Origin of the sequence: Nocardia lijiangensis NBRC 108240, from assembly GCF_001613045.1 — a bacterium.
In the GTDB taxonomy this organism is placed as follows: Bacteria; Actinomycetota; Actinomycetes; order Mycobacteriales; family Mycobacteriaceae; genus Nocardia; species Nocardia lijiangensis.
The window spans coordinates 85807-107075 of record NZ_BDBP01000020.1 but is presented as its reverse complement, the minus strand read 5'-3'; the positions used below and the strand labels follow the sequence as shown (position 1 = coordinate 107075).

The following is a 21269-nucleotide window of genomic DNA, read 5'->3' as shown; positions in this document are numbered from 1 at the left end:
GAGCGGTTCGCGTCATTGCCGACGCGAACTCGCTTTGTCGTGAAGCGTGAAACGAGATAGGCAACTGATGAGTTCGGTACTGGGGGTTTCGGTGGGGGCCGGCGCTGTCCGTATGGCGCGACCGCACGCCGGTAATCCCCCCGGCCATGTCACGCCCGACGCCTTCGATCTACAGACCATTCCGGTAACCCAGCACCGCACCGAGGAACTGGCCGCCGAGGCGGTCGGCGTCACAATGGCAACGCACCAGATCGGCGCGACCGCGATCGCCTACCGCAGCGAACAGCAGGCCAGGTCGGTGCGCGCCGCCATGGCGCGGCAGCAGATCACCAACTACGAGCTGGTGCCCGAGGTCTTCGCCGCACTCGAATTCGCCCAGGCCACCGGCGATATCCGAGGCATCTCCTCGCTGGTCGTGTACGACCTCGGCAGCACCGGGCTCTCGGTCAGCGTGGTCGACACCCAGACCAGGGAGGTCAGGCACAGCGAGCGCACCAGCGACATCAGCGGCGACTACCTGGATTCGCTGATCCGCGAACAGCAGATCGCCTCGGGCCGCATCGCGCACCCGCAGGACCCGGCGGGCTTGGCCGCGCTGGACGCGCTGTGCCGCGAGGCCAAGGAACAGCTGTCCAGCAATACCGCGGTCGCGCTGCCCAGCGAGCAGGGCTTGGTGCTGCTGGCGCAGGAGAACTTCGAGTCGCTGATCATGCTGGCCATCGAGTCCTCGGCGCGGATGGCCCGCGATGTGATCGTGCGCTCCGATCGCCCGGTGCACGGCGTGCTCGCGATCGGCGGTTGCGCCCGGATTCCGCTGATCGGCAAGGTGCTGGAGCGTTGGATGGGCGTGCCGGTCATCGTGCCGGAAAGCCCCGAGACGGTCATCGCGCGCGGCGCCTCGCTGCTCGCCCGGCCGGTCCGGCCCGCGGCCCCGGTCGGCCAGCCCGCCCCGGTTCCGAACCAGGCCCCCGCGGCGGGCGGTTACGGCGGCGAGGATCTCTCACCGGCATGGCTTTCCGCACCGCCCAAGCGCCGCCCGAAACGTCCGAAGAGCAACGCGCAGCCGGACGATTTCGACGACATCGACGGTCTCGGGCAGGACTGGCTGGCCGCCAACCCGCGCCGCCGCGAGAAGCGCGAACTGAACGGCGCCGTGCTGACCGTCAGCGCGCTGGCCGTGGTCGCCGCGATCGGCCTCGGCCTCGGCTACGGACCCCAAGTCCTGGAACGGGATTCACAGAGCAGCGAGGGCTCGACATCGGTCTCGCCGAGCGGCGTGCCGCGCACCACCACCCTCGATCCGCAGATCGCGGTGGCGCCTGCCACCACGACGGAGACCGAGGCGTCGGCCGTCGCGCCGCCGCCGCGCCGTCAGACGACCACCCCTGCGCCGACCACCCAGGGTCCGAACACCATTGTGGTCCCCGGCCTCCCGCCGATCGTGGTGCCGACCATCCCACCCGAGGTCTTCCCCTTCCCCGCGCCGCCGCCCCCTCCGCGCTGACCGCCGCTCAGACGCGCGAGTGCCGACCGTGCCGCGGCGCGGGCGCCGGGGTCTTCCTACCGCCGAACGGCCGGGCGAGCAACACCGCGATGCCCGTGGTCAACGGCACCGAGAGGGCGAGCGCGATACCGCCGACCGACGACCGCGCGATCTCGATGGCGACCGCGTCACCGACGAAGACGTCACGCATCGAGCGCCCCGCCACGCTGAACAACAGCAGCAGCGGGAGCGCGCCACCCGCGTAGGCGAGCACCAGGGTGTAGACGGTGCTGGCGATGTGGTCCCGGCCGACCCGCATGGTCGCGGCGAAAACCTCGCGGCGCGAAGCGGATTCGTCCAGCGAGGCCAGCTCGAAGGCGGCCGAGGCCTGGGTGATGGTGACGTCGTTGAGCACACCGAGTGAGCCGATGATGAAGCCGGCGAGCAGCAGGCCGGTGATGCTGACGTGCTCGAGGTAGGTGGCGACATTGGTGTTCTGCTCTTCGGAAAGGCCGGTGAGCTGGGTCATCTCGAGCACCAGCCAGGACAGCACCGCGGCGAGCAGCATCGAGGTCAGTGTGCCGAGCAACGCCGAGCTGGTGCGCAGATTGACGCCGTGCGCGAGATACAGCACGGCGTAGAGGATCAGCGACCCGGCCACCAGCGCGACCGGGATCGCCGGCTTGCCGTCCAGCAGCGCGGGCAGCAGGAACATCACGAGCACCGCGAACGCGAACCCCAGACCGATCAGCGCGCGCAGGCCGCGCCAGCGCGCCACCGCGATGATCACCACGACGAACGCGACAACGATCAGGGTCAGCGGAAGCCCGCGCGAGTAGTCCTCGAAGGAGTACAGCGGAGTGCCGGCCGGATCGGTCTGCCGGACCAGGCGGATCTCGTCACCGGCGCGCAGGTCGGGTTGTCCTGGGCCGGGGGCGATTTCGAGCAGCGTCTTGTTGCCCTGGTGTGGACCGGAGTCGATGGTGATCAGGCTGCGCTGACAGGTGTAGGTGTTGGCGCGGGGGGCCTCGGGTTTGTCGGCGAACACCTTGCCGAGGGAGGGACTGCCGCACGGCCCGACATCCTGCACGACGACCGTGCCCGCCTCGGTCTCCACCGCGCCGCCGCCCGCGTTCTGCATCGGCAGCGGGATCTCGACGGCCTGACTGCTCGGCCACAGCGCGATGGTGGCGACGACGGTGAGCAAGCCGATGACGGTCAGCAGTCCGACCACGACGCGGGCGGCGGTGGCGCCGATCGCGATCGGGCCGGAGTGGTCGTGGTGGTGGTGATGATGGTGGTCGGTCACCGGGCTCCTACTTGTCCGTCGTAGCCACGGGTGCTCGTGCCGGACGACAGGACCGGCTGACCCGAGGCAGCTGCGCGGTGCCGAGCATAAAGGATGTCGTTTTCAAGATCAGGCGGCCAAGCACCATCGGGTACACAAGGGACCAGCGAGAAGCAACAACTGATCTCGCAAGATCCGGGTAACTCACCGGGTACGGGCTAACCAAACCACGCACCTACCGCAGGCCGCCAACGCAAATCACCACGCACCTGAGTCTGGCCTGAAACGCGGGGAGGCGGTCCGGGGGGGCGGCGGAGAGCAGGGGGATGTCTCCGCCGCCCGCAGGCCGGCGCCCAGGGGGGTAGGCGGCCGAACCCGAGGCCAGGTTGCCCAGGGGGGGTAGGCAACCCGACCGGGCACTCGAAGTGCCAGAAGCCACTGTACACAAAAGTCGCACTTTTGCGCTAGCTAGTCTTCAAAACTCGCTTCTATTCATACATTCGGTATGTTTCAGGCCCAGAAGCAGGGCGATTCGGGGTCAAAGGCCCGCGACGCAGATCACTGTCGGTAGCTCGCCAGGAAATTGCCGAAGCGCTCGATCGCGACCGCGAGATCCCTCGCCCACGGCAGCGTGACGATCCGCAGATGGTCGTGGTTCGGCCAGTTGAAGCCGGTGCCCTGCACCATCAAGATCTTCTCCTGCAGCAACAGATCGAGGACCAGCTTCGAATCGTCGTAGATCTCGTACACATTCGGATCCAGCCGCGGGAACGCGTAGAGCGCACCCTTCGGCTTGACGCAGGACACACCGGGGATCATGTTCAGCCGCTCCCACGCCACGTCGCGCTGTTCGAGCAGCCGCCCGCCCGGCAGGATCAGGTCCTCGATGCTCTGGTGTCCGCCGAGCGCGACCTGAATGGCGTGCTGCGCGGGGACATTCGGACACAGCCGGGAGGAAGCGAGCAGGTCGATGCCCTCCAGGAAGCCCGCGGCATGGTCCTTCGGACCGGTGATGGCCAGCCAGCCCGACCGGTATCCGGCGACCCGGTAGGCCTTGGACAGGCCGTTGAAGGTCAGGCACAGCAGGTCGGGCGCGAGGCTGGCCAGCGAGATGTGCTTGGCGTCGTCGTAGAGGATCTTGTCGTAGATCTCGTCGGCGAGCAGCAGCAGCTGGTGCTTGCGAGCCAGGTCGACCAGCTGCTGGAGCACCTCGGTCGAGTAGACCGCGCCGGTCGGGTTGTTCGGATTGATCACCAGCAGCGCCTTGGTCTTGCTGGTGATCTTGGATTCGATATCGGCTACGTCGGGCTGCCAGCCGTTGGACTCGTCACACAGGTAGTGCACCGGGGTGCCGCCCGCCAGGCTGGTCATCGCCGTCCACAGCGGATAGTCCGGCGCCGGAATCAGCACCTCGTCGCCGTTGTCCAGCAGCGCCTGCATGGTGATCGTGATCAGCTCGGAGACGCCGTTGCCCAGGTAGACGTCGTCCACATCCAGCTCGGGGAAGCCCGGCACCAGCTCGTAGCGGGTCACGATGGCGCGCCGAGCCGACAGGATGCCCTTGGATTCGGAGTAGCCCTGGGCGTAGGGCAGCGCCGCGATGATGTCGCGCATGATCACGTCGGGCGCCTCGAAACCGAAGGGCGCCGGATTGCCGATGTTCAGCTTGAGGATGCGGTGGCCCTCCGCCTCCAGCCGTGCCGCATGCGCGTGTACCGGTCCACGGATCTCGTAGACGACGTTCTGTAGCTTCGTGGACTGCTCCAGAGCGCGCGGCGGGCGATGGGGTAGATGACTCGGGCTCACCCGTCCCATGGTGCCATCCCCCCGCAAGGGCTTTACCGGCCGCGTCAGGGTGCGGTATTCCCAGGCGGGATGCCCTTTGCGGCGGTCGCCCCGCAGAACTCCTCGATGCGTTCGTCCAGTAAACGGGCCTCGACGGCGTCGCGGAAGGCGGGCTTGGCGATTCGTCGGCGCACCCCGGTGAGCCGCTCCTCGAGCTGGGCGATGCGCTTGTCTTCGGCCAAGCCGAGCACGGGGCTCAGCGCCTCGGCCGCGCCGTCGAGGCTGCCGTTGATCAGATGCGCGGCCGCGCAGTCCACCCGCGCCAGCGCCTCGGCGCCGTAGGAGCGTTTCTCGGAGGGGCCGTTGGCGTAGAGGTCGATGGCGCGTTCGGTGGCGGCCAGCGCGGGCTCGGCCTGACCGAGATGGATATAGGTGGCGCCCGCGTAGTACTGGGCCTTGGCGTCGGGGAACCCGAAGACGCCACCGATCTCGTCGTGCAGGTTGTCGGTGGCGGCCAGCTCGCGCACTTCGTCGGCGGCGCGGATGCAGCGATCGGTGTCGGCGGCGCTGCCGATCTTGGACCAGATCCTGGCCTCGATATTGAGCAGCCGCACCTTCGCGGTCGCCGATTCGGCGAAATCCTGTCCGCTCTGCGCGAGCAGCACCGCCCGGCGCGGACGCTCCGACCAGTATTCGATCAGCGCGTGCATGCCGCGGGTCCAGGCGCGTAGCCCGTTGTGCCCGCATAGCTCGGAGTAGGCCCAGGCCGCTCTGGCCTGCTCACCCGCCGCGTCGAGGTAACCGAGATCGGTGCTGGCGTTCGCGAGCAGGCCGGACAGCGTGCCCGCGAGCAGGTAGAGGTGGCTGGTGTCGGCCGGGCGCTGATGACCCTCCAGCAGTCGATACACCCGGCGCCGCACTCGAAGCATCTCCACCATCATCGGAACCGGCGGGATGTGCACGTAATCGTTCGCGATGCGCGTGACATCGGCGTCGAGCTGTTCCAACGTGGTCGCACCCACATTGCTGCTCTCGGCCCGGCCTGCGTGTTCGCTGGCCTCGTGGGCAGCCGCCATGATCAGATCCCTCTCCGAAATCGCTGCTAACGCATCACCTCTCATCGCACCGGCGTCTATGAGAGCAAGGAGGTCCGCGTCGCTCGAATATTTGGCGCGCGTCCCCGCAGCGGAACGCACGTCGCAACCGGCAGGTCCATCGATCGGCGGTTCGCCGATCAGCGCTGCAAACCGTGCCCGCACAACATCGTCGGACCTGGCGAGGGATGTGTCGAGCGCGGCTTGGTTGACCGGCCGCGGATGGACTCGACCGCCCCCCGCCTCCCACTTGGAAATCAGGCGTTCGTGGACACCGAGATGCGCCGCGAATTCCCGGATGCTCATCCGCTTGGCATCGCGAAGGGCGCGGGTCTCCCTACCTGACCAGTGCCGGACCACGGTGTCATCCCTTCCGCACGAACCTTCATCCAGGGTACGAGGGCTTTGTGGCTACGGCCACAGATAATTCGCAATTGCTATGGGCTGCTGCGTGGCTCGACCGCGGTGAGCGAGGTTCGCCCGGCCAAAGGCAGCGGATTGGCAGTGGAAGGCGCGCATGGGGGCGATGCCGCGTCGCGGTCACTGGCCCGAATCTGGTAGCAGGAGGCGAGGAGTGGCTGTGAACGTGGAGAAACTCAGGACAGTCGAAGATTGGGTGGCCTTCTACCGACACGAGTACGGGCTACCGGTAACCGAACGTGGCGGTTTCGTGATGCTGCCCATCAGCGGCCGAGTCTGTGTCGTACACCTGCCGACGGCCCGGGCCGAAAAGGTCAGGGCGGCACTGGAACAGCAGGGGACGAGGGGTCCCATGCTGGCCAGGCAGATCCGCTGGAGTTTCCTGGCCGAGCCGGACAGCCGTCCCGGCGCACAAGTACTGGAGGTGCTGAATCGTCTCGACATCGGAATACCTGCCATCGGCAGTGCAGTGATGTTGCCGACGGGGCTCGGCCGGTGGACCCGGGAAGGGTGCTTCTGGGTCACTCCACCGAGCCGCGGCGACACGCTCCCTCCGCTGTCCACCGTCGTCACGACGGCGCTGGCGGTGGGAGCGGGCGGCGGGGACTGAATGCGTCGTCGGTCCCCGTCGCCGAACCGGCGGCCGAATCCGCCCCTATTTCCTGGCAGTCGGCGGGGCGGATTCGGTCGTGGGTCGTCGTGCGCGACGGGCGAACTCGCTACCGCGATTCGGCGGCGTCGAGCACCTCGGCGGGTAGCGGGAAGTTCAAGTAGGAGCGCGAGGGAGTCGGTCCGCGCTGGCCCTGATATTTGGAACCGGCCACGGCGCTGCCGTACGGGTGCTCGGCGGGGCTGGTCAACCGGAGCAGGCACAGCTGGCCGATCTTCATCCCCGGCCAGAGGGTGATCGGCAGGTTCGCGACGTTCGACAGTTCCAGCGTGATGTGCCCGCTGAACCCCGGATCGATGAAACCCGCCGTCGAATGCGTGAGCAAGCCCAAGCGGCCGAGACTCGACTTGCCCTCCAGGCGACCGGCCAAATCGTCCGGCAGCGTGCACACCTCCAGCGTGGAGCCGAGCACGAACTCGCCGGGGTGCAGCACGAACGGCTCGCCGGGCGGGGGCTCGACCAGGCTGGTCAGCTCGTCCTGGCGCTGCGCGGGATCGATATGGGTGTAGCGGGTGTTGTCGAAGACGCGGAACATCCGGTCCAGGCGAACGTCGATACTCGACGGCTGGATCAGGCTCTCCAGCAACGGCTCGACCCCGAGACGCCCAGCGGCGATCTCCGCGCGGAGGTCACGATCGGAAAGCAGCACGGCACGAGCGTAGCGCCCGGCGAATCGGGTCGTTCGACGGCACGGGGGCGGACGGGATCGGCGATACTCCATCCGCCGATCTTCAGTTAATTCTCAGCGCGAGCGGGCAACCTGGGAGCAGTGACCCCGATTCCCCGCAGGACAGTGCTAACGGCCCCGCCGCTCGTCGCGCTCGGCGTGGTTCTCGCGACGTTCATCGCCGTGCTGACCAGCAATGTCCTCGCCAGCAGCGGGCTCGCCACGATGGATCCGGAGGTCTCCGGCTGGGCCATCGAGAACCGCAACGGGGTGCTCACGCCCGCCGCACGCATGGTCAGCAATTGCGGGGACACCCTGTCCATGACGATTCTCGCCGTGATCGTCTGCGCGGGCCTGCTGCACGTGCGCGACCGGCTGCACGCCGGGCTCGTCGCCGTGACCGCGCTGGGCAGCGGCCTCATCGTCGTGATCGCGAAAAGACTCGTCGGCCGGGAACGTCCGCCGGTAGCCGATCGCCTCGCCGTGGAGCACAGCCTGTCCTACCCGTCCGGGCACAGCACCGGCACGTTCGTGGTGGTCGGGATCGTGGCGATCGTGCTCATCCCCAAGCTCCGGCAGCCGGTGGCCAGAGCGGGCGCGGCGCTGCTCGCCGTCCTGTTCGTCGCCACGGTCGGCGTCTCCCGCGTCTATCTCGGCGTGCACTGGCCCACCGACGTGCTGGCAGGCTGGGCCATCGGGGCGCTGTGGATTCTGCTCTGCCTGGTCGTGTTCCACTACCTGTCGCCGCGGGTGCGGGCCGCCGCTACAGTCGATTCGTGCCGCGAACAAAACAGGTCTCCGACAGGATCGTCGTCGCGATCGACCCGTTGACGGCCTACGACCGAGTCAGCGACGTCACCCAGATCCACCGCTGGAGCCCGGAGAACATCGGCGCGGAACTCGCCGAGCCCGGCGCGCCCACCCGCGTCGGCATGCGCTTCGTCGGCACCAACAAGCGCCGCGGCATGCAGTGGTCCACGGGCTGCGAGGTCACCGCCGCCGACCGCGGCGCCCTGTTCGCCTTCAAGGTCCGCCGCTACGGCCTGCGCACACCGATCCTTCCGGTCGCCATCGCCAGCTGGGAATACCGTTTCGAAGCGGTCACCGGCGGAACCGAGATCACCGAAACCTGGACCGACGATCGCCGCGGCTGGCCCGATCTCCCCACCCTGTGGTTCGACCGCCTCGCCACCGGAAAGCCCGGCTTCGCCGAATTCCAGCGCGGCAACATCCGCCGGACATTGGAGCGGTTGAAAGCGGATCTGGAAAGCGCGAACTGACGCGACGCCCCGCGCAGCGGCAGAAGAGCCGGGCAGTCATGTCCAGCGGAGGGAGCGGTGGAGAGTGTCCGGGCGGGTTCGGGCGGCTCGAAGTGTGTGGGCCGCGGCCTCGGCGGTTCCGGCGCGGAGCAGCCGGGCGCCCGGTACGTGGCGCCGGAACGATCGGGCGAAGGCTTCGGCCGACATCTTCGTAGCGCCGATCTGGCGGGGGACGCGCCATGCTCGGTCGCCACTGATCAGCATCCAGCGTGGAGTGCCGAGCGGGCCGAGCAGTTCCTCCAGTGCGTCGGCCCAGAGGGTGGCGGCGTCGTCGACGACATTGTGGATCCGGATAGCGACACCGTCGGAGTCGGATGTTCCGACGATCTTCGCCGCGCGCAGTTCGGGGTGGCCCACGGCGGCCAGTCCCGCCGCCACGGCCCGGCCGAACGCGAGCAGGGTCTCCCGCTCGGAGCGCGCCCTCCCACGAATCGACAGGGCCAGCAGGCAGGCCGCGACCGCGACGCCCGGCAGGACTGCCGCCGGACCGGCCACATCGACCGCGGCGGCGCCTGCCGTCCCCGCGGCAACGGCAACGCCTGCGCCAGGGAGCCACCAGCGGCGATCCCGCGTGCGCACCTGCCTGCGCTTGCGCCGGGACACGACGCGGAGCTGGCTCGTGGCGATTCCGTCGGCGTCCACACCCGACCACACCCGCGACGTGTCCTCGTGGTCGGCCATCGCCGCCGCGCTCGCGTGGTTGATCGCCTCGTGTTCCGTTGCGGGCGGCGGAGTCACGCCGGTCGCCCGCGGATGCACTTTGCCGGGCCCGGTCACCACGGCGCCGTCCCAGTTCGGGCCCCACCACCGTGCATGCCTGCGGCGGAACCGGCTCCAGTCCCCGTGCGCGGTCGGGTGTGCGATGACCACGTCCCACAGTGACGCGATCTTGTCCGGCTGCTGCGGGTCGATCCGCAGCGCGCGGCCACGCAACTGTGTCATCGCGGTGGAGCTGCCGACTTCGGAGAGATCGACGAGCACGTTCATCCCGGGGTAGTTCCAGCCCTCGCCGACAAGCGCTCTGGTCGCCACCAGTGTCTGCGCGGCTCCGTCCTCGAGCACCGCGCGAGCCGCACGCAGCCAGTGCACCGGTTCCCACGCGGCTCCACGGCCGACCAACTCCACGACCGCCGGAATGTCGCAGCCGCGCGTGGTGACCCACCGACCGTCCTGTGCAGACACGTTGACGGCGTGCTGAATGCGTTCCGCGCCAAGCGCATCGCACCACGCCCCGCTGCCGGTGACACACAGGACTCCCCGCTGAGCGACCTGGCCGACGCCGCATACCGCCGCCAACACTCCGGCCGCGGTGCCCGCGTCCTCCCCCAAGACAGCCCTTCCTGCGGCAGGCGGGCTCATCGCGCGATCGCGTTCGACAACGACCAGAGCACGGAACCGGTCCTGCCGGACCTGCGCCTCCTGATTCAGGATCTCGCCCGCCGCCGTGCCTTTGGCCGTCGACCGCGAGCACACGATGTCAGCGGTCGAACGGGTCCAGCGCAGTCCCGACGTGGAGATCGCGACGCCGTGCCTGCGCAGGATTCGCTTCGTGTCGTCCCGCGTCTGCGGCGGGACCTCGGCGTCCGGTGCGTGCAACCACGCATCGACGAGCAGGAGGCGATCGTCCAGAGTCATAGCGTCGTCGGCGGCCCCCGGCTCGGGCGGGTCGAAACCGGCGGGCAGCGACAGATCACGCGCGATCCACCACCGGGTCAATGCCGCGGCGACGAGCGGGTCGTTGTCCCAGAACCGATTCCAGGCCAACACATCCACGCCCTCGACCCGGGTGACCGCCCAATCGATGAACGGCTCGCTCACCAGTACGGTGTCGAGCTGGTCGGAAAAGGACGTGGACCAGGTGTCCAGCAACCGCGACTCGGCCGGCTCCAGCTCGACGACCCGCACCCCGTCACGCCACGGCGCCACGCCGCCCTCGGCGACCATCGCCGCCAAATGCAGCTCCGCATCGACCGGGCCGAGCAGGCCGGTGTAGTTCAGCTCCTCCTGCACGGTGTCGGGATCCGGCAGCGTCGCGGTCAGCCCGACAACGGCAAGCTGCCGCCGCTCCGACAGCCGGGCGACCAGAGCATTCACGACCAGCGCCCACCAGTCGAGCAGATGATGACATTCGTCGAGCACGAGGCAGTGGATGTCCATCGCGGCGATGCGGTCGATGAGCGCGCTGGTCCGCTCCCCCAGCAACTGCGCCGGGTCCAGACCGATGTCTTCGCCCGTGCAGAGGGACCTTCGCAAAGCCCGAACATGGCGAGCGAGTTCGGTTTTCGCGCGCCGGGGGTCACTGCGCTCCACTCCGGCGATCCGATCCGCGGCAGCCTCGGCACCCACTTGCGCCACGACCTCGGCCACCCACTTCCGCCGTGCCGCGTCGCGCAGCTCCTGCTCGGCGGCCCCGGGATTGCCCAGCAGTTGGTAGGTCACCGAGTACAGCTGCGCGGGACGATCCAGCGTCGTGCTCGCGAAGGTCTCCGGCTCCGCACCGAACAGGGCGACGGCGGCGCACCACTGGTTGCGGATCGCCGCCGTCGGCGACAGGACCAGCGTGCGGCCGCCGACCTGCCGAGCGAGTTCCAGACCGATGAGCGTCTTGCCCGCGCCCGGCGGCGCGCACAGATGCCACCGGCCGCCGGTCACGTGCGAGCACAGTTCGAGCAGATGTCGCTGCGAAGTCCGCCATGCGAAGGTGGGCGCGAGATCAACCCACGTCGCAGATGAACCGGCGGTCCCCACTCGTCAGCATCCCGGAGGCAACGGTGAGCAGTTCATGACTCGATGGTAGGTCCGCGTGTCGCGCCACCGAATCCTGTTGGCATAGGCTCGGCTTCAACGCTTCCACGCCCCGGCGTGACACCGGGCGGTGCGGACAACTCAACCGGTTCGGGCGGTAGACGTGGTTCGCAACCACAGGGGTACAAGTCCGCGTAGAGGACAACACCGGTCATGAAGACGGCGATGATCACGGGGATCGCGAGCAGCGGCCAGAACCACAAATACCCGCCCGTCCGGAACCCAATGATCATGCGCCACAGGGCAAAACCCAACGCCAGCGCGATAACAGCCCACCCGATCAGGGACGCCCACCCATAGAAAATCGTGATGAAGACCGCGACGGCCACCCCGAGCAGCAGGGCCAGCACGGACAACACCGCGGCCAAACCGGCATCCCACCTCCGCACCAGCGGTCGAGTGCCCAGCTGATTCCCCATGAATTCCATTGTTACGCCGGGCTCGACATCAGGACAAGGAAGAACTACCCGAGCATCAGAGTCACCGCATCGATGCGAGAACCGCTGTGAGGCGCGTGGACTGCCTGCGAGAGGTCCGGTGCGGTCAGTCGGCGGGTGACATGCGTTCCGGTGGCATGGCGTTGATGCCCGCGAGGATGACGTGTAGACCCTCGGTGAACTCGGTATCGGTGTCGCCCGAGAAGACGTCGGTCACCAGTTGCGCGGTGAGGGGGTAGCGGTGGGCGTCGACGAGGCCGGCGAGGCGTTCGGGGAGATACGGGTTCCGGTCGCCGTACTCTCCGTCGGAACGTGCCTGCTCCTCGATGACGAAGCCGACGGTGTAGTGCAGCAGGATCGGGAAGACGCGGGCCGCTCGGGTTTTCGAGAAACCCGCGTCTTGCAGGGTGCGCAGGGTCAATTCGACTGTGCGGTACATTGATTCGTCGCTGACATAGGTGCCGGCCAGCACCTTCGCCCCGTCCCGGTAGCTGAGCATCGCCTGCCGCAACCGGCCCGCGAGCGCTACGAGCCAGTCCCGCCAGTCCTCGTCGCGTCGCGGCGCCTCGACGCCATCGACCGCGGAAACGAAGACGGCCCGCGCCATGGTGTCGAGCAACTCGCGCTTGTTCGCGACGTGCCAGTACAACGCGGGCGCCTGCACGTTCAGCGCCGCGGCCACCTTGCGCATGGTCAGGCCGTCGAGCCCGACCTCGTCCAGCAGGCCAAGCGCGGCCGCTGCGATCACTTCGGCGTCCAGCTTGGCCGGATCGGATTTGTTCGACACCTTGACAGCTTAACAATGTTCTTGATCTCCTTAACGGCGTTAATGGTTTAACGTTGTTAAGGAGATGACATGGACACGACCGACGTGGTGATCGCAGGCGCCGGACCGACCGGCTTGATGCTGGCGTGCGAACTGCGCGTCCTCGGCCTCGAGGTCGTCGTGCTCGACGCGCTGCCCGCGCGGACCGGCGAATCCCGGGCGGGTGGCATCCACGCCAGGACCATGGAGGTCCTCGATCAGCGCGGCCTGCTCGACGGGCTGCTCGAGCAAGGCCATCCGCGGCAGGTCGGGCACTTCGCCGCGATCCCCTTGGACTTCAGCGATTACGCGACCCGCTACCCCTTCGTGCTCGTCATTCCGCAGTCGCTGATCGAACGCGAACTGGAAAGCCGCGCAACGGAACTCGGCGTCACCGTGCGGTGGGATGCGCCGGTCACCGGATACCGGCAGGACGCGTCCGGCGTCGAGATCGAGATCGGCGGCTCGAACGGAATCCGCCGCATGCGCGCCGCGTATCTCGTCGGCTGCGACGGCGGGCGCAGTGCGGTCCGCAAACTCGCCGGGATCGATTTCACCGGCACCGAGGCGACGATGACCGGCATGATCGCCGATGTGGAGCTGGACGACCCGCCCGCCGAACCGTTCTTCGGCCACCGCCGCGGGATGGGCGATTTCTCCGCCGTGCAGCTACAACCCGGCTGGTACCGGCTCGTCGTGCAACGGCACGACCGGGTCCTCGAGCGCGGCGCCGCGCTCTCCTTCGACGACTTCCGCGCCAACTTCACCGAGATCGCGGGCGCCGACCTCGGCATGCACAGCCCCCGCTGGGTATCGCATTACGGTGACGCCGCACGCCACGCCGACCGCTACCGCGCCGGACGCGTGTTCCTCGCGGGCGACGCCGCCCACATCCACTACCCCGCCGGCGGACAGGGTCTCAACCTGGGCGTGCAGGACGCCGTCAACCTGGGCTGGAAACTGGCGGCCGCGCTGCGCGACGACGCCGACGATCTGCTCGACACCTACGAGGCCGAACGCCGCCCGGTCGCCGCCCGCGTTCTGCACAACACCCGCGCGCAGACCGCGCTCTCCCGCCCCGGCCCGCACACCGACGCCCTGCGCGACATCATGGGCGACCTGATCACCCTGGACGACGTCCGTCATCGACTCGGCCTCATGATCACCGCACTCGACATCCACTACGACACCGGCTGCGACCACCCGCTCGCCGGACGCCGCGTCCCGGACGTCGACCTCGTCACCGCCGACGGCCCCACCCGCATCCACCAACTGCTCCGCCCCGCCCGCCCGGTCCTGCTCCGCTTCGATGACACATCGCCGACTCCGCCCGAAGGCAACGGTCACCTCGACACCGTCTTCGCCCGCAGCCATGCCGCCCACTGGTCGGTCCCCGGGGTAGGGGACATCCCCCGCCCCACCGCCCTCCTCATCCGCCCCGACGGCTACACCGCCTGGGCGACCGATGACCTCACCACCGACGGCCTCGCCGAAGCCCTCCGAAACTGGCTCGCCCCGATCACCACCCACTGAGCCGCCACCGTCCGGGCGGCGCGTACCTGGATCTCGGCCGCCCACGGACATAGCCGAAGAGGCAGTATGGAAGTTGACCGGCCCAGGGCTCGGTCTGATAGAGTCGCGGACGCGTCTACGCACAGTGCCGATGTAGTTCAATGGTAGAACTTCTGCTTCCCAAGCAGACAGCGCGGGTTCGATTCCCGTCATCGGCTCCACGACAAAACACACATCTACCAGGGCATCTGCCCTAATTCAAGATCACAGCCTTGCGGCTACTGTACCCAAAACGGAGCAGGTGGCCGAGCAGTGGCGTCACCGCCGACCGACCGGTGCTGCGGTGGCGGGTGCGCTGAGGACCGTCACGCCCTCGATCAATCGCGACGGCGCTCCAGTGCGGCGGTGATCAGCGCGCGGGCCTCGTCGCCTGTGACCGAGTGTTGCGCGAGTTCCTCGAATGTTCGTGCGTATATCGCGATTTCACGCGGTTGGGTGACGGTGAGCTCGGCCGTCACCGTCTCCGCCGTCACCATGCGGTTATCGAACATGACGAAATTGGTTGTCTGCATCGGCAGCTCGGCGACGGCGGGGACTATTCCGAACGCCACACGCGGCAAGCCCATCGCGGCAAGCAGCCGGTCCATCTGCCCGCGCATCACCCCGTCGCCGCCGACGGTGGTGTGGAGCGCCTGCTCGCCGAGAATGATGCGGAAGCGTCGGTCGCCTTCGTACAGGACCTGTTGCCGTTCCAGGCGTTTCGCAACACCCGCATCGAGGTCGTCGGGTATGCGATGAAAGGTGATCGACCGGCGGAGGATAGCTCGCGCGTATTCGGCGGTCTGGAGAATTCCCGGGATGATGACGGGCTGGAAGATGCGCATCAGTGTGGTCTGCTGCGCAAGCTTTACCGACGCATGCTGACGGCGCTTGGTTCCCGTATTGAGGACGCGGCGCCATTCGAGATAGGCGGCGTCGAGGTTGTGCAGGGTGGCCAGGAGATCCGGCAACTGATCCTTGGTGCCTGTGTGTTCGCAGTAGGCGCGGATGTCGGAGTCGGACGGTTTGAGCCTGCCGTACTCGATTTTCGAGACCCTGGACTCGTGCCAACCCGCCAGCCCGGCGAGTGTCCGGCCGGATACTCCTGCTCTGCGGCGGATCTCTCTGAGCCGCTGGCCGAGAGCTTCCTTCGCTTCGTCGATACTGCTGGTCACTGCTGAACGTGCACGCTCGCGGCATACTCACCGAAGGGTATCGCCGCGGCCCATAGGCGTTGCCGCGCTTTCTCGTAGCGCTCGACTATCCAGCTGTCAGTCGTGATCGCGGCGCCCGCGGGTGCCGCGTTCTCGTCGATCAGGTTGAACGCGACACGCTCGGCATCGAATAGCCATGCGTCGTCAGCCGGGATGTCCTCGGCATCGACGAGATGCCTCGGGAGATACCGAATATCCTCGCCTGCTTCGACATTGCTCGATGTGATCGACAACAACCACCGGTGGTAGTCGGAATGTGGAACAGTGACCACGCGAACGCGACTGACCGCGACACCGCGGTCGGTCACGTTCCGCATCAGAGTCGTCCACGGCCGAGGACGCTCGGTCGGGACAGGCTCTCCAGCCAGAAACCGGCGAAATGGCTCAGACTCGCTCGGCACCGCGTACGCGTCTCGGACCTCGAGGTGAAACGCGGAGCGCTCGCATTCTGCGAAAAGGGCTGGCCACGGGTCAACCGGCTCAAACTGCACCGTAGAAAGTCCTCTCCAGTTTCGGCACTTCGATCGCCGTCTCGTCGTCGGCGAGCGCGAGCTGCGCAACGGTTTCCGGCTCGGTCACGGGGCGACCGGTGAGGGTAAAGGTACCGCGACCGGTGTCGGTCATGGACGCACCGATGTACATGTCCGGCTCGGCGAAACCGAGTAGCAAGTGCGGGATTTCGACCGTCTCGGGCTGTCCTGTCTTCCATCCCTGCACCAGATAGCTGTTCTGGTCGGTGGCGTACAGAGTCGGGCAGTCACCATCACCCGATCCCCCCTTGCCGAGAAACCTCAGCCGCATAGTCGGCCCCTATCTCGCAGTGTGCGCAGTATTTCCGCGCTTCTGGCGATGATCCCCCGTGTGCATGTGCTGTGTGCTGTGTTTACTCAGTATTGGCAAGTTTTTGCAAGGTTCTAGCGCACCAGATCAGAGCGTCCCTACTGTCCAAGTTGGGCGCCCGGGACCGGTGGCAGTAGTCCCGGTCGCGGGCTGCCTCACCATCGCGACGACGGAGGGGTACCGCCGATGACCATTACGGAAGCGCGGGTGATGGCTGTGGTGAAACTGCATGGCCCGCAGTCGATTGCGGAAGCTGCGGCAAACTCTGGGCTCAGCAGAAGGCAGGCCCGTGCCGCGATCGACGAGCTGGCTCACCGGGACCTGCTCCAGTCCGTCGGCGACCGCTGGGATTTCACCGATCGCGGTCGTGGCTACGTCAACACGCCGCGCGGGCGCAACGCGCTCGACGTTCCGCCATTGAAGGCGCAGGCGCGCTGATGTCCGCCCTGGAATTACTCGCGCGCGACGCGGCCCTGCTAGCACGCGTCAGCTGCCGCAACACGACATGGCCGCGGTCCAGTATCCGCGCCGCGCATTCGACTATGCAGATCCATCTCGACTGCCTGGTCGGCGAGTGCCCGGCGAAAACGGCTGCACACAAGGCGCTCGAAGAGGCGAAGCACCTGACGCACGACTCGGGCAGGCCGAGGCGATGACCGTCGATGACGCGCTATCGCTGCTCGCCGACGAGCAGCCCGCCGCGTGGAGCCAGCAGCAGGACGGGACATGGCAAATGGTGTTCGTCGACGGGCGGCTATCCGACCCGCTCCCTGACCACGTGGTCGAGGCACTGCGCATCACTCGGGTCGTGATGGGACGATGAGCAGATGACGACCGGGCACGAAATCATTCGAACGCCGCGGTACGAGCAGATCCTCGCCGCCGCCGAGCAGCTCGCGCGCGACCGCGGTGACAGTTACATCGGCGTCGAGCACCTGCAGCTGGCCATCCTCGCCGACCGCGACGCGGTACCCACGCAGGAGATGATCGGCATGGGCCTGGATCCAGAAGAGATCGCAAAGAGCCTGGAGGCCACGATGCGCACACCTGGATACCAGACAGAAAGCAACCGGGCACGATTCCTCGACGGGACGACTGTCGACCACAACGAGTAGACACGACGAAATCGCGCGGAGGCCGCAGGCAACAGCGTGTACAGCGTCGGCGCGGCACCGAGTGGCGACGCGTGACGTCGACAGTGACCCTGGCCGACCCGAGCGCGGGCGTCGTGACACCGAGCCCTCGTGCAGCGGCAGGGCCGGACGGCGAGCGTGGTCAGTTGTTGCGCGACTCGAGTGCACGTCCGATCAGCGCGCGAGCGGCGCTACCGTAGAGCGCCTGTCCAGCCAGCACGGTGAACATCTCTTCGTAGAGTGCGATCTCGCGCGGCTGCGTGACCGCCAGCTCGGCGCTGATCGTTTCGACCTGAACAAGCCTGTTGTCGAAGATCGCGAACCCGTTCGTCGCGGGCGCCTCGTACGCCGCGGTGGCAGGGACGATGCCGAAAGCGATGCTCGGCAACATCATGACGTTCAGCAGGCGGTCGAGCTGGCCGCGCATCACCTCGTCGTCGCCGACCGTGGTGTGCAGAACCTGCTCGGAGACAACGAAATTGAACCGGCGGCGCCCGCGGTAGAGCACGTGCTGTCGTTCGATGCGCGCTGCGACGCCCTCCTCGAGATCGTCGGGGATGTTGTAGAACGCGATCACCTTGCGGAGGATCGCCTCGGCGTAGGCCGGGGTCTGCAACAGTCCTGGGAAGACGTACGGCTCATACCAGCGCATCGAGTTCGTCTCGGCCTCGAGGCGTACGCGCGCCTTCTGGGGCCGGCGCATGCCGGTACCGAGGATGCGCCGCCATTCGAGGTAAGCGGCCTCGATATTGCGCAACGTGGCGACGAGGTCGGCGAGCTGGGGGTCGCTGCCGGTGTGCGCGCACCAGACGCGTAGATCGGCCTCCGACACTGTCTGCTTGCCGTGCTCGATACGCGACACTTTGGACTCGTGCCAGCCCGCGAGCTCAGCCAGTCGGCGGGCGGTCAGTTCGGCGTCGCGGCGAAGCTCTCGGAGCCGCTGGCCGAGAGCTTCGCGTGCCTCGTGAACAGCGTTCGTCACCGCAGACTGTTCTCCACGTACTCGATGTGCGGTATGGCGCGCTGCCACACGAGATTCCAGACCGCACGGCATCGATCGACGATGTTCCGGTCGGCAGTCACGGCGACGCCTGCCCACCGACCGCCCGGCTCGAACACGGTGAACCCGACCCGGTCGTCGAGCAGCCACCAGTCGTCGACGGTGAGCTCATCGGGGGAGACGAGATGCCGTGGCAGATAGCGAATCTCCTCACCCGCGGCGATATTGACCCGCGATACTTCCAAGGTCCATCGCTGGTAGTCGACGTGCGGCACGGTGACGACGCGGGCCCGCCGCACGGCGATGCCGCGGTCGGTGGTTTCACGAACCAGCGCCACCCATTCGGACATCCAGGTGTAATCGTCCGGCTCGCCCGCGAGGAACCGAGCGAACGGCTCGGACTCCTCCGGCGTCTCGTAGGTGTCCTGCACTTCGAGATGCAGGGCCGCACGCTCGCATTCGCGGAGGGCGTCGGCGAAATCAGCGGCCGTGATCAGCAGCACCGTAGAACGTCCTCTCCCGCTTGGGCACCTCGATGGCGACTTCGTCCGGCGCGAAGCTCATGTGCGCCAGCGCCGCCGAGTCGGTGAGCGGTTCGCCCGACAGCGTGAACGTGCCTCGGCCGGTGTCGGCCAGGGTTGCGCCGACGAACGTATCCGGTTCGGTGAAACCGAGTAGCGAGTGCGGGATCTCGACAGTCGCTCCGTCGTCGGTGCGCCAGCCTTGTACGACGTAGGTGTCGCGGTCGGTGGCGTACAGCGTCGGGCATCCGCCCTGGTTCGATCCGGCCTTGCCGAGGAACCTCAATCGCATCGGCGCGTCCCCTTTCCAGCGGTGTGCGCCGGCTTGCACACGTTCCTCAATCGTCCATCGACTAGGGCTTTTTCGTAACCTTTTGGGAATTGGCGCGCAAGTTCGCGCAAGTTCGTAGAAGCGCTGGTCACTGCATTCGTAGTGTCCTCAACAGCATCCGACGCCGGATCGCACAGCCCGGGCTTCGCCAATCCCCCGGATGGCGGAGCGCTCGCCCGGTCGCCCCGCAATTCCGACCGGGTTGGCCTGTCTCCCCGGCGTCGCGTGCCTCCAACCACGCCGACGGGCAGGGGTACCGCGAGATGGAAATGACCGAAGGCCGAGTCATGGCCGCGCTACTCGACAGCGGGCCGCTCGCGCTCGCCGACATCGCCCGCGTGGCGTGCAAGCCGAAGCCGACCATCGAGCCCGCCGTCCGAGCACTGGCCTGCCGCGGCCTGATCGAGAAAACCGGAGAGGCCTGGGCGCTTTCCGAACGGGGCCGAGCCTTCGCTGCCACCCCACGCGGACGCAACGCGCTCGACGTACCACTGCGGCGGCCGTGATGTACGACCCCGATGATGCGGTACTGCTCGAGCACCTCAGCTGCGAGAACACCGACTATCCCGCGTCCAGTGTCCGAGCGGCGCACAGGACGATGCAGGTTCACCGCGAATGCCTCGTCGGCGAATGCCGGGCGAAGACCGCCGCACACGCGAAGCTGAAGGAAGCCGGACATCTGACCCCCGATTCCAGTCGGGTGCGAGATTGAGCATCGTTGACGCGCTCGCATCGTTCGGCAGCGAGCAACGAATCGCGTGGCGTTCGTACGACTGTCTGGCGGTCTACGCCGACAGCACGGAGTCCGAACCCTCCTCGACCGACACCGCCGAAACGCGTCGATGCATCGCGGAAACAGCTCCCCCGAGCCGACCCTATTCCGTCTGGGCCCAAGCGGCGACGGGCAGCGAAAGGTAGATGCCGAAGTCGGTGAGGGGAGTGTGGTCGGTGATCGCGCTGTGGAGGTCGTCGACGCGGGATTGGCGGTTGGCGGCTCGGGAGTCGAAGTATTTCGAGCGGATTTCGATGACGGCGTCGAGGCCGGAGCGGTCGTGGGGGCCGAGGGGGCGGAAGCGGAGTTCGACGTCGCCGGGTTGGAGGTCGCCGTCGTAGGGCTCCTCGGGGCACTCCACCGCTACCGAGACCAGGTGTGGGAGATGCTCGGCGAGCGCGTGCAGGGTGGTTTCGGGGACGTGGGGCGCGTAGGTCACCTCGACTAGGGGCACCTCGTCAGGGTAGGGGCCGCGGTGGTCAGCTCGCCACGTCGGTGATCTCGCTGGGTTCGGCGTGCAGGCGACGGAAGCGGCTGCCGTGGAAGACAAGCGGGTCGATGTCGTGGCGGGTGGCCAAGCGATGGATGCGGAGGATGACGACGAGGTGATCGCCCGCGGGGACCTGTGCCTCGGGAACGCCTTCGATCCAGGCGGATGCACCGTGGATGAAGACGGCGTCGCCGGTGCCTCGGTGCAGTTCGCTGGCACGGAAGCGGTCGCCGTTGCGGGCGCCGAGTGCGCGGGCGGCGTCGGTTTGCCCGGTGCCGAGCAGGCTCAGGCCGAGGTGGGTCGCGCCCGCCAGGCGCGGCCAGGTCGATGAGCTGTTCTGCACGCAGAAGGAAACCAGCGGTGGATCGAGCGAAACGGGTACGAAGGTGCTCACCGCGAGGCCGTGCGGCACGCCGTCGACCTCGGCGCAGACCGCGACGACGCCACTGGGGAAGTTGGCGAAGGCACGGCGCAATCCCGTTCCGTCGGCGGGTGTTTCGAAGAGGTCATGCATGTTCTACCGCCTTGCTCGCGTTCACAGAGGAATCCGCGTCGGATCGACTCGCGGAATCACCTGCGCTCGGATGTGCCGATTCACTTGCGCTCGAATGTCGTTCACCTGAATCACTCGCACCCGAATTACG

General features: G+C 67.5%; 24 protein-coding genes and 1 tRNA gene. 10 read left to right on the top strand and 15 right to left on the bottom strand.

From position 1 onward, the window contains the following. Positions 1 to 67: 67 nt before the first annotated feature. On the top strand, positions 68 to 1504 hold the full coding sequence (locus tag NL1_RS08460; RefSeq protein WP_067836103.1) for a DUF7159 family protein: 1437 nt from the start codon (positions 68 to 70) through the stop codon (positions 1502 to 1504). Between the two features lie 7 nt (positions 1505 to 1511). Here the strand turns inward: NL1_RS08460 and NL1_RS08455 are convergent, their stop codons facing one another. The 3 genes from NL1_RS08455 to NL1_RS08445 form a co-directional block, all read right to left on the bottom strand. Then, entirely contained in the window at positions 1512 to 2792 is a 1281-nt protein-coding gene (locus NL1_RS08455) for a YibE/F family protein (RefSeq protein WP_067836101.1), read from the bottom strand. Positions 2793 to 3329: 537 nt separating this feature from the next. Further along, positions 3330 to 4586, bottom strand: coding sequence for a pyridoxal phosphate-dependent aminotransferase (locus tag NL1_RS08450; protein ID WP_067836099.1), 1257 nt, complete (start codon positions 4584 to 4586; stop codon positions 3330 to 3332). 35 nt (positions 4587 to 4621) lie between these two features. After that, positions 4622 to 6010: a helix-turn-helix domain-containing protein gene (locus tag NL1_RS08445; protein ID WP_067836097.1), complete on the bottom strand. Its 1389-nt coding sequence runs from the start codon at positions 6008 to 6010 to the stop codon at positions 4622 to 4624. 220 nt (positions 6011 to 6230) lie between these two features. Here NL1_RS08445 and NL1_RS08440 point away from each other — a divergent pair, with 220 nt between their 5' ends. Next, entirely contained in the window at positions 6231 to 6680 is a 450-nt protein-coding gene (locus NL1_RS08440; protein WP_067836095.1) for a hypothetical protein, read from the top strand. A 109-nt stretch (positions 6681 to 6789) separates the two neighbouring features. Here the strand turns inward: NL1_RS08440 and dcd are convergent, their stop codons facing one another. After that, a complete protein-coding gene (gene dcd, locus NL1_RS08435; protein ID WP_067836093.1) occupies positions 6790 to 7389 on the bottom strand; it encodes a dCTP deaminase in 600 nt (199 codons plus the stop codon). Positions 7390 to 7509: 120 nt separating this feature from the next. Between dcd and NL1_RS08430 the strand changes: the two genes are divergently transcribed. Together NL1_RS08430 and NL1_RS08425 are read left to right on the top strand one after the other, a co-directional pair. Beyond that, a complete protein-coding gene (locus NL1_RS08430; protein ID WP_156094755.1) occupies positions 7510 to 8238 on the top strand; it encodes a phosphatase PAP2 family protein in 729 nt (242 codons plus the stop codon). Next, on the top strand, positions 8184 to 8687 hold the full coding sequence (locus NL1_RS08425) for an SRPBCC family protein (RefSeq protein WP_067836089.1): 504 nt from the start codon (positions 8184 to 8186) through the stop codon (positions 8685 to 8687). The genes NL1_RS08430 and NL1_RS08425 overlap by 55 nt, the downstream gene beginning before the upstream one ends. Positions 8688 to 8723: 36 nt before the next feature. Here NL1_RS08425 and NL1_RS08420 read toward each other — a convergent pair whose 3' ends face one another. The 3 genes from NL1_RS08420 to NL1_RS08410 all read right to left on the bottom strand — a co-directional run bounded on the left by NL1_RS08420 (position 8724) and on the right by NL1_RS08410 (position 12755). After that, positions 8724 to 11378, bottom strand: a complete 2655-nt coding sequence (locus NL1_RS08420; RefSeq protein WP_067836087.1) for a DEAD/DEAH box helicase family protein — start codon at positions 11376 to 11378, stop codon at positions 8724 to 8726. A 128-nt stretch (positions 11379 to 11506) separates the two neighbouring features. Next, entirely contained in the window at positions 11507 to 11950 is a 444-nt protein-coding gene (locus NL1_RS08415; protein ID WP_156094753.1) for a hypothetical protein, read from the bottom strand. 124 nt (positions 11951 to 12074) lie between these two features. Further along, entirely contained in the window at positions 12075 to 12755 is a 681-nt protein-coding gene (locus tag NL1_RS08410) for a TetR/AcrR family transcriptional regulator C-terminal domain-containing protein (RefSeq protein WP_245673138.1), read from the bottom strand. 69 nt (positions 12756 to 12824) lie between these two features. Here NL1_RS08410 and NL1_RS08405 point away from each other — a divergent pair, with 69 nt between their 5' ends. Together NL1_RS08405 and NL1_RS08400 are read left to right on the top strand one after the other, a co-directional pair. Continuing rightward, positions 12825 to 14306, top strand: a complete 1482-nt coding sequence (locus NL1_RS08405; protein ID WP_067836083.1) for an FAD-dependent monooxygenase — start codon at positions 12825 to 12827, stop codon at positions 14304 to 14306. 126 nt (positions 14307 to 14432) lie between these two features. Continuing rightward, positions 14433 to 14506 (top strand) — tRNA-Gly (locus tag NL1_RS08400). 156 nt (positions 14507 to 14662) lie between these two features. Here NL1_RS08400 and NL1_RS08395 read toward each other — a convergent pair. Genes NL1_RS08395 through NL1_RS08385 form a run of 3 tightly spaced genes read right to left on the bottom strand, consistent with a single transcriptional unit; the run spans position 14663 to position 16339 of the window. Then, positions 14663 to 15499 carry a helix-turn-helix domain-containing protein gene (locus NL1_RS08395; protein WP_067836081.1) on the bottom strand — a complete coding sequence of 279 codons (837 nt, stop codon included), beginning with the start codon at positions 15497 to 15499 and terminating at the stop codon, positions 14663 to 14665. After that, entirely contained in the window at positions 15496 to 16029 is a 534-nt protein-coding gene (locus NL1_RS08390; protein WP_067836079.1) for a DUF6879 family protein, read from the bottom strand. Before NL1_RS08390 ends, NL1_RS08395 begins: the two co-directional genes overlap by 4 nt. Continuing rightward, entirely contained in the window at positions 16019 to 16339 is a 321-nt protein-coding gene (locus tag NL1_RS08385; protein WP_067836077.1) for a hypothetical protein, read from the bottom strand. The genes NL1_RS08390 and NL1_RS08385 overlap by 11 nt, the downstream gene beginning before the upstream one ends. A gap of 225 nt (positions 16340 to 16564) precedes the next feature. On the opposite strand from NL1_RS08385, the gene NL1_RS08380 reads away from it, so the two are divergent. The 3 genes from NL1_RS08380 to NL1_RS08370 all read left to right on the top strand — a co-directional run bounded on the left by NL1_RS08380 (position 16565) and on the right by NL1_RS08370 (position 17493). After that, entirely contained in the window at positions 16565 to 16816 is a 252-nt protein-coding gene (locus NL1_RS08380) for a hypothetical protein (RefSeq protein WP_156094752.1), read from the top strand. Positions 16817 to 17030: 214 nt separating this feature from the next. Continuing rightward, entirely contained in the window at positions 17031 to 17201 is a 171-nt protein-coding gene (locus NL1_RS37420; protein ID WP_156094751.1) for a hypothetical protein, read from the top strand. Positions 17202 to 17205: 4 nt separating this feature from the next. After that, positions 17206 to 17493, top strand: coding sequence for a Clp protease N-terminal domain-containing protein (locus tag NL1_RS08370; protein WP_067836071.1), 288 nt, complete (start codon positions 17206 to 17208; stop codon positions 17491 to 17493). A gap of 160 nt (positions 17494 to 17653) precedes the next feature. On the opposite strand, the gene NL1_RS08365 is transcribed toward NL1_RS08370, so the two are convergent. From NL1_RS08365 to NL1_RS08355, 3 genes are read right to left on the bottom strand one after another with little or no spacing between them, the layout of a single operon-like run. Beyond that, complete coding sequence (locus NL1_RS08365; protein WP_067836069.1) at positions 17654 to 18493, bottom strand: helix-turn-helix domain-containing protein; 840 nt, start codon at positions 18491 to 18493, stop codon at positions 17654 to 17656. Next, positions 18490 to 19014 carry a DUF6879 family protein gene (locus NL1_RS08360; protein ID WP_067836067.1) on the bottom strand — a complete coding sequence of 175 codons (525 nt, stop codon included), beginning with the start codon at positions 19012 to 19014 and terminating at the stop codon, positions 18490 to 18492. The genes NL1_RS08365 and NL1_RS08360 overlap by 4 nt, the downstream gene beginning before the upstream one ends. After that, positions 18992 to 19324, bottom strand: coding sequence for a hypothetical protein (locus NL1_RS08355; protein ID WP_067836135.1), 333 nt, complete (start codon positions 19322 to 19324; stop codon positions 18992 to 18994). The genes NL1_RS08360 and NL1_RS08355 overlap by 23 nt, the downstream gene beginning before the upstream one ends. Positions 19325 to 19632: 308 nt before the next feature. Here NL1_RS08355 and NL1_RS08350 point away from each other — a divergent pair, with 308 nt between their 5' ends. Continuing rightward, positions 19633 to 19869, top strand: a complete 237-nt coding sequence (locus tag NL1_RS08350) for a helix-turn-helix domain-containing protein (protein WP_156094750.1) — start codon at positions 19633 to 19635, stop codon at positions 19867 to 19869. Positions 19870 to 20238: 369 nt separating this feature from the next. Here the strand turns inward: NL1_RS08350 and NL1_RS08340 are convergent, their stop codons facing one another. Both NL1_RS08340 and NL1_RS08335 read right to left on the bottom strand, forming a co-directional pair. Continuing rightward, positions 20239 to 20589 carry a hypothetical protein gene (locus NL1_RS08340; protein WP_067836061.1) on the bottom strand — a complete coding sequence of 117 codons (351 nt, stop codon included), beginning with the start codon at positions 20587 to 20589 and terminating at the stop codon, positions 20239 to 20241. A 25-nt stretch (positions 20590 to 20614) separates the two neighbouring features. Beyond that, positions 20615 to 21139 carry a flavin reductase family protein gene (locus NL1_RS08335; RefSeq protein ID WP_067836059.1) on the bottom strand — a complete coding sequence of 175 codons (525 nt, stop codon included), beginning with the start codon at positions 21137 to 21139 and terminating at the stop codon, positions 20615 to 20617. Positions 21140 to 21269: the final 130 nt, after the last annotated feature.

Coding starts and splice junctions, on each gene's coding strand:
- NL1_RS08450 (WP_067836099.1), bottom strand. CDS start 4,586: ATGGGACGGGTGAGCCCGAGTCATCTACCCCATCGCCCGCCGCGCGCT.
- NL1_RS08350 (WP_156094750.1), top strand. CDS start 19,633: ATGACCGAAGGCCGAGTCATGGCCGCGCTACTCGACAGCGGGCCGCTC.
- NL1_RS37420 (WP_156094751.1), top strand. CDS start 17,031: ATGACCGTCGATGACGCGCTATCGCTGCTCGCCGACGAGCAGCCCGCC.
- NL1_RS08380 (WP_156094752.1), top strand. CDS start 16,565: ATGACCATTACGGAAGCGCGGGTGATGGCTGTGGTGAAACTGCATGGC.
- NL1_RS08415 (WP_156094753.1), bottom strand. CDS start 11,950: ATGGGGAATCAGCTGGGCACTCGACCGCTGGTGCGGAGGTGGGATGCC.
- NL1_RS08460 (WP_067836103.1), top strand. CDS start 68: ATGAGTTCGGTACTGGGGGTTTCGGTGGGGGCCGGCGCTGTCCGTATG.
- NL1_RS08355 (WP_067836135.1), bottom strand. CDS start 19,324: ATGCGATTGAGGTTCCTCGGCAAGGCCGGATCGAACCAGGGCGGATGC.
- NL1_RS08370 (WP_067836071.1), top strand. CDS start 17,206: ATGACGACCGGGCACGAAATCATTCGAACGCCGCGGTACGAGCAGATC.
- NL1_RS08335 (WP_067836059.1), bottom strand. CDS start 21,139: ATGCATGACCTCTTCGAAACACCCGCCGACGGAACGGGATTGCGCCGT.
- NL1_RS08405 (WP_067836083.1), top strand. CDS start 12,825: ATGGACACGACCGACGTGGTGATCGCAGGCGCCGGACCGACCGGCTTG.
- NL1_RS08385 (WP_067836077.1), bottom strand. CDS start 16,339: ATGCGGCTGAGGTTTCTCGGCAAGGGGGGATCGGGTGATGGTGACTGC.